The following is a 13,410-nucleotide window of genomic DNA, read 5'->3' on the forward strand; positions in this document are numbered from 1 at the left end:
ATCTTTATTCTTAAAAAGATGTGGATACATGAAGTTCGTACTTGAATCAGAATTTAAACCTACAGGAGATCAACCAGAAGCAATAAAGCAACTTGCAGAAGGTATAGAATCAAACGAAAAATACCAAACACTTTTGGGAGTTACAGGATCTGGAAAAACATTTACAGCCGCAAATGTAATCGAACAGGTACAGCGACCAACTTTGGTTCTCGCGCATAACAAAACACTGGCCGCACAGCTGTACTCGGAATTTAAACAGTTTTTTCCAGATAACGCCATTGAATATTTTGTTTCCTACTACGATTATTATCAACCCGAAGCATATATTCCAACATCGGGAACCTACATTGAAAAAGACTTGTCGATCAATGATGAAATTGAAAAGCTACGGCTTAGTGCTACTTCTTCACTACTCTCGGGAAGAAGAGATGTTCTTGTGGTTGCCTCTGTATCGTGTTTATATGGTATTGGTAACCCGGCAGAATTTCAAAAAAATGTAATCTCAATTCAGGAGGGGCAATTCGTTTCGAGAACTGCTCTTTTACATCGTCTAGTACAAAGCTTATATTCGAGGACAGAAGGAGAATTTAAGCATGGAAACTTCAGAATTAAAGGGGATACAGTGGATATTTTTCCTAGTTATGCCGATGACGCTTTTAGAGTACATTTTTTTGGTGATGAAATTGAAGAAATTGAAGCTTTCGATGTACAAACCAATGAAATTATTGAAAAGTATGATCGATTAAATATTTATCCCGCAAATATGTTTGTAACCTCGCCAGAAGTTTTAAATAATGCAATTGATCAAATTGCCCTGGATCTAGGTAAGCAAGTTGAATATTTTAAAGAAATTGGAAAGCCTTTGGAAGCTAAAAGACTTGAAGAACGTACTAATTTTGATCTAGAAATGATTAAGGAGCTAGGTTATTGCTCTGGAATTGAGAATTATTCCAGATATCTTGATGGCAGAGAACCTGGCACACGACCTTTCTGTTTATTAGATTATTTTCCAGATGATTATCTAATGATTGTAGATGAAAGTCATGTTACCATACCGCAAACTCATGCCATGTATGGGGGAGATCGTTCAAGAAAAGAAAATCTGGTCGAATATGGTTTTAGATTACCTGCAGCCCTGGATAATCGCCCTTTAAAGTTTGAAGAACTTGAAGCTCTCCAAAATCAAGTAATATACATAAGTGCAACACCAGCAGATTATGAATTACAAAAAAGCGAAGGAACATATGTTGAACAAATCATAAGACCTACAGGATTACTGGATCCAGAGATTGAGGTGCGGCCAAGTTTAAATCAAATTGATGATCTTATTGAAGAAATCCAAAAGAGAATCGAAGTAGACGAACGTATTTTGGTGACCACATTAACCAAAAGAATGGCAGAAGAACTTGCTAAATACCTTACTAGAATCGAAGTACGTTGTCGATATATTCATAGTGACGTAGATACTTTGGAGCGTGTAGAAATTATGCAAGATCTTCGTAAAGGTATTTTTGATGTATTAATTGGAGTCAACCTTTTAAGAGAAGGGCTGGACTTACCAGAAGTATCTCTTGTCGCTATTTTGGACGCAGATAAAGAAGGGTTCTTAAGGAATCAGCGCTCATTGGTGCAAACCGTGGGTAGAGCTGCGCGAAATATAAACGGAAAAGCAATTATGTATGCCGATAAAATTACAGATAGCATGCAAAAAACTATAGATGCAACTGAATATAGAAGAGAAAAACAGATCGCGTATAATACTAAACACGGAATCACCCCAAAAGCGATCAAAAAGTCACTTGATAGTGCCTTGGCCGGTAAAAAAGTAGAACCGTATCAATTTGAAGCTGCTCCATCATTACAAGCCGCAGAAGAAGAAACTGCATATTACACCAAAGAACAATTGGAAACACGCATTCGTAATGTGCGAAAAGAAATGGAAAAAGCAGCAAAAGAACTTGATTTTATAACCGCGGCAAGACTACGCGATGAAATCAAGATGTTACAAAGTAAAGTCCAGGACCAAAAAGTATAGAACCTCTTAGTACCAAAAATTGAATGTAATGAGAATACTAAAACTTATTATCACAGGTATGCTTATTCAACTATGTGTACAATCTACCTTTTCTCAAGTACAATTGAAGAGTAAGAAAGGAGAACCCATGACACTACCCGACCAAGGGCTTTCCATGAATGATATTGAAAAAATCATACTTCGCCCGACCGTGACAGGAAGTGCTTTTGGGCCTATGTCAAAAGTTGTGGTCTATTTATTATTAAAGGACGGTACTATATATAGCAGACCCAATGTAAGTCCGCATGATTTTGACGTAAAAACGTCAAGGTCTTCAAATCCAAAAAGATGGGGAACCTGGTCAAAAAAAAACAACAAACTAGCAATAGAATTTAAAACACCTCAGGAATGGGTTAATTTTTATGAAACATACACTACCAATAAAAAAGAGACGGTAGCGGGTATTTATAAATGTGTAGGTGCGTTTTATGGATCAAAAGTACATGATTTCAACACTTTAATCTTACAAAAAAATGGTCGATTTACTTGGCGATATTTTTTCAGAAGTAATAAAAAGTACATCCCCCACAAAAAAGACAAAGAGATTTCTGGTAACTACAGCATATCCAATTATACCATACAATTCACTTATGATAATGGCCAAAAAGAACGCTTGCTCTTTGCTATACATAAAAAGAATACTGGTGTGATTGTGGGAGACAAAAGTTTTTTCAAGTTTAACCACCCACTTTTAAAAATGAATTAGGTATAGAGACCTGGGGTATTAATAAAAATAAAATATCATGAGCACAAATTCAATCAACAAGTTCATAGAGTACATTCCGAAAGCCGAGCTGCACTTACATATAGAAGGAACATTTGAACCTGAATTGATGTTTGATATTGCCAAAAGAAACCAGAAAAAAATAAAGTATAATTCTGTTGATGATTTAAAGAATGCGTACAACTTCAACAATCTTCAGGAATTTTTAGACATTTACTATGCTGGCGCCAATGTTCTGATTAAAGAACAAGATTTTTATGATCTTACCTGGGCCTATCTCAATAAAGTCAATCAACAAAATGTGATACATGTAGAGATATTTTTTGACCCTCAAACTCATACCGATAGAGGAATTTCTTTTGACACTGTGATTAAAGGGATTTATAGCGCTTTAGAAGATGGAAAAAAACAATTTGGGATCACTTTTAAGTTAATCATGTCGTTTTTAAGGCATCTCGATGAGGACTCTGCTTTTAAAACTCTCGAAGAAGCATTGCCATACAAAAACTGGATAAGTGCTGTAGGACTAGATTCCTCTGAAATTGGTAATCCCCCATCAAAATTTGAACGTGTTTTTACAAAAGCAAGAGAAGAAGGTTTTATTACGGTTGCTCATGCCGGAGAAGAAGGTCCTTCAGAATATATCTGGGAAGCCATTAATTTATTAAAAGTCAAACGCATTGATCATGGTAATCGCTGTCTGGATGATGAGACATTGGTAAAAAAGCTAGCGCAGTTAAAAATCCCCCTCACCTTATGCCCCTTATCAAATCTAGAGCTTAAAGTAGTAAAAGATCTAAAGGACCACCCTATAGTAGAAATGATGCACAAAGATCTTTTGGTAACCGTTAATTCTGATGATCCAGCTTACTTTGGGGGGTATATGAATGAGAACTACCAAAGTATCACGGATGCACTTGATCTTTCTAAAAAAGAAATTACCGAATTGGTAAAAAACAGCTTTAAAGCAAGTTGGTTACCTGAAGAAGAAAAGGAAAAAAGAATCGCCGAAATAGAAGACTATTATCAAAAACATCAATAGAAAGAAATATATGCCACATTTTATTTTAGACTGCTCAGAACATATCATCGAGATAAAATCACCTGTAGAAATTATACAAGCTGTGTATAAGGCTGCAGAGTCTACTGAACTATTTGCAGAAGGAGACATAAAAGTACGTATTAACCCCTTTAAATACTATACCATAGGAAATACTCAAGATGATTTTATCCATGTATTCGGAAACATCATGGAAGGTAGAAATGAGGATCAAAAAGCCAACTTATCAAGAGAAATTGTAAGCACTCTCAAATCGATGTTTCCAGAAGTTCCTATTTTATCCATGAATATACGTGAATTCGAAAAATCCACTTATATAAAAAAATCTATGGTATAAGGCTTTAAGGCATACTTTTTGTTGTTTCACCAAGCACAAAACACTTAATTTTGAAACTAAAAGGACTTTACATACCTCTTTTATTATTATTAATTGTTCTAACCAGCTTAAGTGCTCAGAATCAAGTTAAAATTCATGAAGGAGTTGAAATAGGAGGGATTAAACAATGGATCGGAGCAAAATCAAATGATGACTCAAAACCTTTGCTTTTATTTTTACATGGTGGCCCCGGTTTTTCCTCAAGAACATATGCCAAAAGCTTTATTAAACACCTAAAAAAGGATTTCATAGTAGCTCAATGGGATCAACGCAATACGGGGATCACAGCCGCCTGGAATTTGCAAAAAGACACAATTACTCTAGAACAAATGCATAATGACACCAAAGAGGTTGTGAATTATTTATTGAAGAGATTCAAAAAAGAAAAATTGTATCTGGTTGGGTTTTCCTGGGGAGGTTTTTTAGGACTAAACTTCTCAAATAAATATCCTGAATTGTTACATGCATACATATCGGTTAGTTCCATTATTTACGGTAATAAGAGTGAAGAATTAATATTAAAAGCTTTACAAGAAAAAGTCAAAGGTTCAAATAATGAAAGAGCATTAGAGGAGATTTCAAAAATAAATCTCCCAATTCGTTCGTGGGAAGAGTTATATTATCAAAGGAAATGGGCAGCTTACTTTTTCAATGGTGTAAAATCCAATCGAAAATATCCCAAGTCTTTATTCAAAGAATGGTCCATAAAATGGATGAAAATATTTCAAGAAGCATCAATGGTCAACTATGCCAAAGAAGCTCCAAGAATTCATTGCCCTATTTACTTTTTTATAAGCAAAAATGATTTCATTACAAACCATATGGTAACCAAAAACTATTATAAAAACCTAGAAGCTGATCAAAAGCAAATTATTTATTTTGATCAATCTTTTCATGAAATACCTACTGAGGAACCTAAAAAGTTTAGTTCAGAATTGATTAAAATCTCACATCATATTTCAAAAAGTTAAATCTTGTAACATTTCTAATTCACCTTATACTTATTATATAAGAACAAGAAAAATTGGAAACAATGAGAAAGAGAAAAAAACAAAAAAGAATTTTAGGGTTTAGTATTGCTACATTTCTTTTGATTCTTGCTTTGTTAGCAATTTTTGAAAAATTGCATGTAGGCGTTCATACGGTATAAAAATAAATTCGCTTATTTTTTCAAAATATCTTTTACAATCTTAAGATGATGCCTAGTATGGATTTCAATGAAACGCTTGGCTTGTCTCTTATTTAATCGATTGAAAACCGGGTGTTTGAAATTTGATTTTTCATCTAAGCCTTCCAAAGCTATTAACTTATCTCTTGCAGACGATAGCTGTGATACAATATCATCGGTTCTAATAGTATCTGGCGGTATTACAGACTTTGGAGATTGAGCCCTACCTCTTGGTATAAATCCTAAGGTAAAAGAAAACAAACGCGCTGCATTAAAGTTTTTCTTATAAGTCCCAGGATTTGAAGCCTGTAAAGTATCACAAATTGCATTGATCACCTTCAAACTATGATCCAAATGCCAAGCTACGGCTACTTTGGAGACTTCTGTATTAAGGCTATCTCTATACACCAAATACTTTTCTATGGTATTTAATTCACTTTTCATGTAATCATCCTTTGATGGTTGCTCTCCTACTTTTACAAATCCAATAAAAATAAGAGATAAAATAAGAACTATTGCAATTGTTTTTTTCATAATCATATAATTTACTAACACGCCATTTTTTTATTCTTCTATAGTAAACAATTCCCAAAAGGACAATTACAAGAACTATATAAATAAGTTTTTTCATCAAATTATACAGTTTTTAAGTTCACTACTACTTCTTTTCCCTCCAGGAAAAGAAGTAAACTTGAACTTAAACAAACCTAAAATCAAATTAAAACTGAAATTTATATCCAAAATCGGGAAAGAAACCGATTTGATCAACTTCATCTACCTGATTAGTGAGTCGATTATAACGGCGTACAAAAATGTTTCCATTATTAGTAACATTTTGAAGATCTACATAAAATTGATGAGAACGTTTTTTGGAACGACTATTAATCTTATATCCAAGTTTTACATCCCATCTAAAATAATCATCGGTTTGATCACTAAAAGCAAGATCCTCTCTTAACACTTCAAAACCAGCTTGTTGAGAAGCTTCCAGGTTAACCGGGGTAAAATATCTTCCTCCAGACAGGGTTACTCTTGTATCCAGAGATAGTACATCTTTTCCTCCTCTTCCTATTTTAAATTCTTTCCCTGCCAAAAGATTAACTACATATCCATTATTAAAAGGTGTATTACGCTCGATCCCATCACTACCCTCATACTTACTCTCAAATACAGAAGTAGTGAGCAACCCATAATAACCATCACTAAAGAATTTTTCTAAGGTCAATTCTACTCCTTGATTAAACCCAGTCCCCTCATTTACCAGAGAGACACGATCGTTTTGAAATCCAAAATCTGCACCTTCTGTTAGCGAAGAATAACTCGAAGGAAAAGATTCTACTGCAGCATTGTCAATATCCTGATAGTATACTTCTAACTTCCCTCGCCAACCTTTGCTAATTCTCACATCATATCCTAATACATAATGACTACTTCTTACAAAATCCAGGCCCAGGTTAGTCTGTTCCAATTCTCCGTTTACCTCTTCATTCAAAAATAAAAGTGGTAAAGAAACGGGTTGATGATGTAAACCATATCCTAAATTAAAACGATGATTCTGTCCTGCTTTATAAGAAAGACCTGCTCTGGGTTCTAGAACAAATTGCTCGTTTAGTGTACTATACTGTCCATGTACCCCCGCATTTAAAGTTAATCTTCCTGTTAATCTAAGTTGTCCTTGGGCGTATGGCTGAATTATGCTTAAATTTTCATCGATATCGGTAAATGTAAACAAATCGGGATCACCATCTCCATCATTATCAGGTTGTTCCAAACGGTCTCTTTCTAAAGATTCTACTTGAAAATTTTCGATTAAAACCCCTGTTCTTATCGTAGCTTTATTACTTAATTTACTATTGAATAATGTCGAGAATGTAAGGCGTGATTCTGTATTGTCTGCTTCTGTATACCTAATAATTCTTTCCTCGGGTGTATCCTTATCGATAAAACGATCCGCAATAAACTCATTTAATGAATATGATCCTGCAGCAATGGTTCTTAAAAAAGAGTTTTTACCAATGTTTATTTGATGTTTCAATCCAACCACTCCAAAACCAGAATCTACAAAGGTATTTTCATCCTCGGCAGCAAAGAGATCATCTTCATCGATATCATCTCCAAGAAATTCGATATCCGAAAAACCGATAATACCAAACAAGGAAAAATTTCCAAGTTTGCTTTTTCCAAAATCTACATTAAAAGAGATGTCACTATAATTTGGTGCAGCCGAAGTACCTCCCGCTCCGACTCCCAAAATACCCACCAAAGAATATCGGCCCGCTATTAAAAATGAACCTTTATTATTTCCCAAAGGCCCTTCGGCCATAGCTTCTACTCCGGTAAAAATACCCACTTGTCCAGTAAATTCATTGTCATCCAGATTTCCTTTTCTGAAGCCAAGATCAAACACCCCTCCTATGGCATTTCCATATTCTGAAGGGAAAGCCGAAGTTATAAAATCCGAGTTTTTTAACAAATTAGGGTTTAACGCTGAAACCGGCCCACCTGTAGTCCCTAAAGTTGAATAATGATTCGGACTTGGAATTGGAACTCCTTCTAATCTCCATAATAATCCGACAGGTGAATTACCACGTACCACAATATCATTTCGACTATCATCTGGTGCCGAAACTCCTGCAAAGTTGGCTGCCAATCTCCCAACATCGCTTCTACCTCCGGAAAACCTGGTCACCTCTTCTACTCCAAATTGACGAGCCGATACAGTAGCTAGTTTGTTTATCGCCTTTGCTTTTGCATTGTCATTTGTTATTATCACTTCGTCCAACTGATCAAAAGCTTCAATAAGAGACAAGTTGATCACCGCATCTTTTCCAGACGTCACCACTACATTAGGTAATGTAATTGATTCGAATCCAATGTAACTTACTCGAATTGCTTGCCGACCGACAGGAACATTTTCTAATATAAAATAACCATCAATATCAGTTACTACTCCGTTGGTTACTTCAGAATTAAGTAATTCAATTGTAGCCCCGACCAAAGGGGTTTCTGACTGCTTATCTACAATTGTTCCTTTAATCATACCCGTTTGGGCATTGACCATATACCCTATTAAAATAAAAGTGATGAAAACAATCTTTTTCATAATATTTCTGATTTTTTGAAGATTTAACTCAAAAATGCATGCTTATTTAAAAGGCTGAAAATCAAACAGCCTGAATTGATATTTTTACTGCTGAATTGGTAAAAGTTTAGATTAAACTACCTCATGCACGGGGCAAAATTGTTTTTCCGGATCAAGGTTGATTTCATACAATTCAACCTATAATTTGACAATTCAATCCAATGTTGATTCTACATTGCCATGTAGTTATGTATCTTTATATGTACTATTTTTCATTATAGCTATATGATTTCAAAAGGATCCATAAAAGTATTTGCTGTTCGATTTCTTATCGTTAATATGGTTTATTTTCTAGTTAAACTAACCATCGTTCATGATGAGGATGAGACTATGTTTGATGTTACTGGTATTTTTTATTATTTCAGTGCTTTTTTTCTTTTGATGCTCGCCTGGGAGGTTAATGATTGGTTGATACGACGTGAAATAAACTCAGACATTGGTAAGACATTGGATATGTCGAATGGTCTAAAAATTTTAGGGATTAACCTTGTCATTGTTCTTCCTGTAGCGGCCTTATTATATTATTTGGCAATTTTTGAGTTTGATCAACTATGTAAAATCGACGTAGATGATCCGTGGCTTAGATTTAGGATCGACTTTTTTCGAGCTACGGTTTTGGGGTTTGCTGCAATACTTTTTAATATGTTCTATTTTGCTCTAAAGCAAAAAAAAGAGCTAGAGAATAATATGAATAAACTTAAGAAAGAGGCCATGACATCAAAGTATCGTTCTTTAAAAAATCAGATAAGTCCTCATTTTTTATTTAATAGCTTAAACACCTTAACTTCACTAATGTATGAGGATAGAGATCTGGCTTCTGATTTTGTATCAAGACTAGCCTCCTGCTATAGGTATATTCTTGATAATCGTGAAGAAGATCTTGTAAATTTGGAAAAAGAATTAAGCTTTTTAGATTCATTCATTTTTATGATGAATGTAAGGCATGAAGGAGCTTTGCGCATCACTACACATATCTCTATTGATCCAAAAGAATTCTTGATTCCGACTCTTACACTGCAAATGCTAGTAGAAAATGCGCTCAAGCACAACTATTTTTCAAAAGAAAAACCTTTAGAAATAAGCATCATTTCTATTGGCAAGGAAAGTATTATTATACAGAATAACTTACATGTTCGAACACAAAAAGAAGAGTCAACAAAACTTGGGATTAAAAACATCAAGAAGAGATACACATTTTATACCAACCAAAAAGTGCTTATTGAAACAGAGAACGGGTATTTTAAAGTTACAATCCCATTGCTTCCCAAGACTATCAATGAAGTGGCCATTATAAAAGTTTCATAAAAATGAAAGCTGTAATAATCGAAGACGAAAATATTGCCTCTAGACGCTTAGCTAACCTTATAAATGAGATAGCTCCCGAAATTGAGATTACAAGTCAACTTACTTCGGTAGAAAGCAGTATGGATTGGTTCGAAAACAATCCATTGCCAGATTTAATCTTCTTGGATATTCAGCTTAATGATGGATATGGGTTTGATATTCTCGATACATTAAATGATCATCCCCCAATCATATTTACTACAGCCTACAATGAATATGCTATACGAGGATTTAAGTACAATGGTCTGGATTACCTACTAAAACCAATTGATAAAAAGGATTTACAAAATGCACTGGCAAAGTATAGAAAAAACCATATTAGTTCAGATTCAAAGTTAAATGATGACAGATTTGAGCGTATTAAAAATTTGTTTTCAAAAGAATACAAGAAACGATTTATGGTAAAAATAGGTAATCAATTTAATTCTTTTGACGTAGAGGATATTGCTTATTTTAAATCTCATGAAGGTTTGATTTTTTTATATACTCACAAAGGACAACAATACCCTATCGAATATTCCATAGACCAACTGGAAAACATTTTGGATCCCGTTCAATTCTTCAGGATCAATAGAAAATTTATGGTATCTGTAAAGGCGGTGGTCGAAATACATAGCTATTTTAACAGTAGGCTATTATTAAAATTAAAACCTCGGGAAGAGGAGCAAATAATAGTATCGCGTGAACGAACCTCCAATTTTAAAAGATGGCTGGACTTATAGAAAACTTTCAAACATAATAAACTTCACATGAAAAAGAAAAAAGTACTACTTACCGGAGTTACTGGATTTCTGGGTTCCCATACTGCAATCCAACTACTCAATAAAGGATATGAAGTTACAGGCACTCTTAGGGATATGAAACGTGCCGATGAAATCGGAGAAGTTATCGCTAAAAGCACCTCTAATATAGCCAACCTTAATTTTGCAAAAGCAGATTTGATGGATCAAAAAGTATGGCATGACCTTACAAAAGAAAAGGATTATGTACTACATATTGCTTCTCCTTTTCCCAGGGAATTACCAAAACATGAAGATGAATTAATTGTTCCTGCCATGAACGGCACACTAAATATTTTGAAAGCTTCTGCCAAAGCTAATGTGAAAAGAGTGGTCCTTACTTCTTCTTCTGGAGCAATTGTATATGGTAGAGAGAAATCGAAAAGAAATGGTGTTTACAATGAAAATGATTGGACCGATGTTTCCAATAAAAAAGATTCAACACCTTATTTCAGAAGTAAAACAATTGCCGAACAAGCAGCATGGGAGTTTATAAGAAATAACGGAAATGGTTTAGAATTGACTACTATCTGTCCTGGGGCAATTTTGGGTCCGGTACTTGAAAAAGATTTTGGCACTTCGGCGAATATTGTGATCAAAACTATGGATGGTAGTTCTCCTGCCCTGCCCAATCTGGGTTTTGATATGGTCGATGTTCGTTCTGTCGCCGATTTACATATCAAAGCCATGGAATCTACAGAAGCCGCAGGAGAGCGATTTATAGGATCTGCCGGTTTTTTAACATTCAAAGAAGTAGCTGCAATTTTGCGGGAAAAGTATCCTGACAAAAAGATTCCTAAAACTTCGCTACCTAATTTTGCGGTTCGCTTATTTTCTAACATTGACAAAACATTAAAACCTATTTTAATCGACTTGGGAGTAGAAAGAAAAGTAGACAACTCTAAAGCAAAAAAGATACTTAATTGGCAACCTATACCTAACCAAGAAGCTGTGTTGGCTTGTGCTCAAAGTGTAGTAAATCTCGGACTTGTATAAATTATTGGCTATCATTTTAACAAAAAAATGCCCTTAGCAAAGGGCATTTTATAATCATTGTAATGGTTCTTACTCTTTTTTATTCGAATCCTCCCGATCGTTTTTCGATTTCAAGCGTTTGGCATCTTTAAGGCTTTTGTGTATCATCCATTCTAACTGGCCGTTCACACTACGGAATTCATCATCTGCCCATTTTTCGATTAACTTAAAAGTCTCGGGGTCAATTCTTAGTACAAATGATTTCTTTTTGCTCATAAATTAAGAATGTAATGTACCCGTATTTATTACAGGAGTAGCTTCTTTATCTCCACATAAAACTACCATCAAGTTACTTACCATAGATGCTTTTTTGTCTTCATCAAAGTCTATAATATCATCTTCAGATAATTTCAGTAAAGCATCTTCAACCATACCTACAGCCCCTTCAACAATTTTCTTACGGGCCGCTACAATAGCAACTGCTTGTTGTCTTTTCAACATAGAGCTTGCAATTTCAGGAGCATAGGCCAAATACCCTATTCTAGCTTCCATCACCTCAATTCCGGCAATAGCCAAACGCTCCGTTATCTCATCTTCCAGAGCTTCATTTACTTCGTCCATACCTGAACGTAAAGTTATCTGTTCTTGCTCATCATCAAAATTATCGTAAGAATAAGATCCTGCAAGTTTTCTAACAGCTGCATCTGTTTGTACCCTAACGAATTCTTCATAATGATCAACATCAAAAGCTGCTTTATAGGTATCATTTACCTTCCAAACCAAAATGACGTTAATCAATATTGGGTTACCTATTTTATCATTCACTTTTACACGTTCACTATCAAAATTTCGAGCTCTTAATGAAATTCTTTGCCTTGTATAAAAAGGGTTTGCCCAGAAAAAGCCATTATCTTTTACCGTTCCCTTATATGCTCCAAAAAGAACCAAAACTTTAGAACTATTTGGGTTCACTATAAAGAACCCTTTAATAAGCAAAATTATAACTGCCATTAAAATTAAAAATAATGGATTTTTTATGGTTACTAAACCGACTATCATAGAAGCAATGACAACCAACAATAAACCTAATACCACATAACCGTTACTTGCTTTAATATTTTTTTCGTTTTTCATAATAATATCATTTTGATATCACAATAATACAAAAAAAAGTTAACAATTCAAAAACCCAATAAGAATGACAAAAAAAGGCGCCTATACAGACGCCTTCATCACATTAATTAACTAAATAAAATCTCAAATCAAATTATGAAATCTCAATCAACCTTTTGGGCTGCACCTTTGCTTCTTCTTTTTTAGGTATTGATACCAATAGTACTCCATTTTCATAAGAAGCTTTAATTTCTGCACCATTTACTGTATCTGGTAAGGTAAAGGATCTTTTGAATGATCTGTAACTAAATTCTTTTCTAGAATATTTACCATCATTTTCTTTGGTTTCTTTTTCCGATTTTACTTCTGAAGAGATTGTGAGTACATCATGATCTAGTTCTATATTAAAATCCTCTTTGGTAAGTCCCGGAGCTGCAAGCTCTAACTCAAAACTATTATCAGTTTCTTTAACGTTTACTGCCGGCGTATTAATACCGATTTTGCTAGTATTAACTGTACCTCCAAACCAATCTGAAGTGAAAAAATCGTCAAAAAGAAAAGGTAATCTGTCTGCTCTTTTAATTAAACTCATTGTATTATGTTTTTTAAGGTTATTCAAAAAATTAATTTCAATGAGTATATAGCAATTTAGATT

At 34.3% G+C, this 13,410-nt stretch carries 13 protein-coding genes; 8 read left to right on the top strand and 5 right to left on the bottom strand.

The features are described from left to right. Positions 1–28: 28 nt before the first annotated feature. The 5 genes from uvrB to U6A24_RS03215 are packed head-to-tail and all read left to right on the top strand — an operon-like array spanning position 29 to position 5,205. Positions 29–2,035: an excinuclease ABC subunit UvrB gene (gene uvrB, locus U6A24_RS03195; RefSeq protein WP_324178496.1), complete on the top strand. Its 2,007-nt coding sequence runs from the start codon at positions 29–31 to the stop codon at positions 2,033–2,035. 28 nt (positions 2,036–2,063) lie between these two features. Beyond that, positions 2,064–2,780: a hypothetical protein gene (locus tag U6A24_RS03200; protein ID WP_324178497.1), complete on the top strand. Its 717-nt coding sequence runs from the start codon at positions 2,064–2,066 to the stop codon at positions 2,778–2,780. A 37-nt stretch (positions 2,781–2,817) separates the two neighbouring features. After that, the gene (locus U6A24_RS03205; RefSeq protein WP_324178498.1) at positions 2,818–3,840 is read left to right on the top strand and encodes an adenosine deaminase; all 1,023 of its coding nucleotides are present in this window, start codon (positions 2,818–2,820) and stop codon (positions 3,838–3,840) included. 10 nt (positions 3,841–3,850) lie between these two features. Continuing rightward, positions 3,851–4,195, top strand: a complete 345-nt coding sequence (locus U6A24_RS03210; protein WP_324178499.1) for a 5-carboxymethyl-2-hydroxymuconate Delta-isomerase — start codon at positions 3,851–3,853, stop codon at positions 4,193–4,195. Positions 4,196–4,245: 50 nt separating this feature from the next. Beyond that, positions 4,246–5,205 carry an alpha/beta hydrolase gene (locus tag U6A24_RS03215; RefSeq protein WP_324178500.1) on the top strand — a complete coding sequence of 320 codons (960 nt, stop codon included), beginning with the start codon at positions 4,246–4,248 and terminating at the stop codon, positions 5,203–5,205. Between the two features lie 191 nt (positions 5,206–5,396). Here U6A24_RS03215 and U6A24_RS03220 read toward each other — a convergent pair whose 3' ends face one another. Both U6A24_RS03220 and U6A24_RS03225 read right to left on the bottom strand, forming a co-directional pair. Continuing rightward, positions 5,397–5,936, bottom strand: coding sequence for a DUF1569 domain-containing protein (locus tag U6A24_RS03220; protein WP_324178501.1), 540 nt, complete (start codon positions 5,934–5,936; stop codon positions 5,397–5,399). A 184-nt stretch (positions 5,937–6,120) separates the two neighbouring features. Then, positions 6,121–8,505, bottom strand: a complete 2,385-nt coding sequence (locus U6A24_RS03225) for a TonB-dependent receptor (RefSeq protein ID WP_324178502.1) — start codon at positions 8,503–8,505, stop codon at positions 6,121–6,123. Positions 8,506–8,769: 264 nt separating this feature from the next. Between U6A24_RS03225 and U6A24_RS03230 the strand changes: the two genes are divergently transcribed. Genes U6A24_RS03230 through U6A24_RS03240 form a run of 3 tightly spaced genes read left to right on the top strand, consistent with a single transcriptional unit; the run spans position 8,770 to position 11,663 of the window. After that, on the top strand, positions 8,770–9,849 hold the full coding sequence (locus tag U6A24_RS03230) for a sensor histidine kinase (RefSeq protein WP_324178503.1): 1,080 nt from the start codon (positions 8,770–8,772) through the stop codon (positions 9,847–9,849). A 2-nt stretch (positions 9,850–9,851) separates the two neighbouring features. Continuing rightward, positions 9,852–10,610 carry a LytR/AlgR family response regulator transcription factor gene (locus tag U6A24_RS03235; protein WP_324178504.1) on the top strand — a complete coding sequence of 253 codons (759 nt, stop codon included), beginning with the start codon at positions 9,852–9,854 and terminating at the stop codon, positions 10,608–10,610. A 27-nt stretch (positions 10,611–10,637) separates the two neighbouring features. Further along, positions 10,638–11,663: an SDR family oxidoreductase gene (locus U6A24_RS03240; RefSeq protein ID WP_324178505.1), complete on the top strand. Its 1,026-nt coding sequence runs from the start codon at positions 10,638–10,640 to the stop codon at positions 11,661–11,663. A gap of 69 nt (positions 11,664–11,732) precedes the next feature. Here the strand turns inward: U6A24_RS03240 and U6A24_RS03245 are convergent, their stop codons facing one another. The 3 genes from U6A24_RS03245 to U6A24_RS03255 form a co-directional block, all read right to left on the bottom strand. Continuing rightward, on the bottom strand, positions 11,733–11,918 hold the full coding sequence (locus U6A24_RS03245) for an Arc family DNA binding domain-containing protein (protein WP_324178506.1): 186 nt from the start codon (positions 11,916–11,918) through the stop codon (positions 11,733–11,735). A 3-nt stretch (positions 11,919–11,921) separates the two neighbouring features. Beyond that, entirely contained in the window at positions 11,922–12,776 is an 855-nt protein-coding gene (locus tag U6A24_RS03250) for an SPFH domain-containing protein (protein ID WP_324178507.1), read from the bottom strand. Positions 12,777–12,909: 133 nt separating this feature from the next. After that, positions 12,910–13,347, bottom strand: coding sequence for an Hsp20/alpha crystallin family protein (locus U6A24_RS03255; RefSeq protein WP_324178508.1), 438 nt, complete (start codon positions 13,345–13,347; stop codon positions 12,910–12,912). Positions 13,348–13,410: the final 63 nt, after the last annotated feature.

It is taken from the genome of Aquimarina gracilis, from assembly GCF_035285365.1.
Classification (GTDB): domain Bacteria; phylum Bacteroidota; class Bacteroidia; order Flavobacteriales; family Flavobacteriaceae; genus Aquimarina; species Aquimarina gracilis.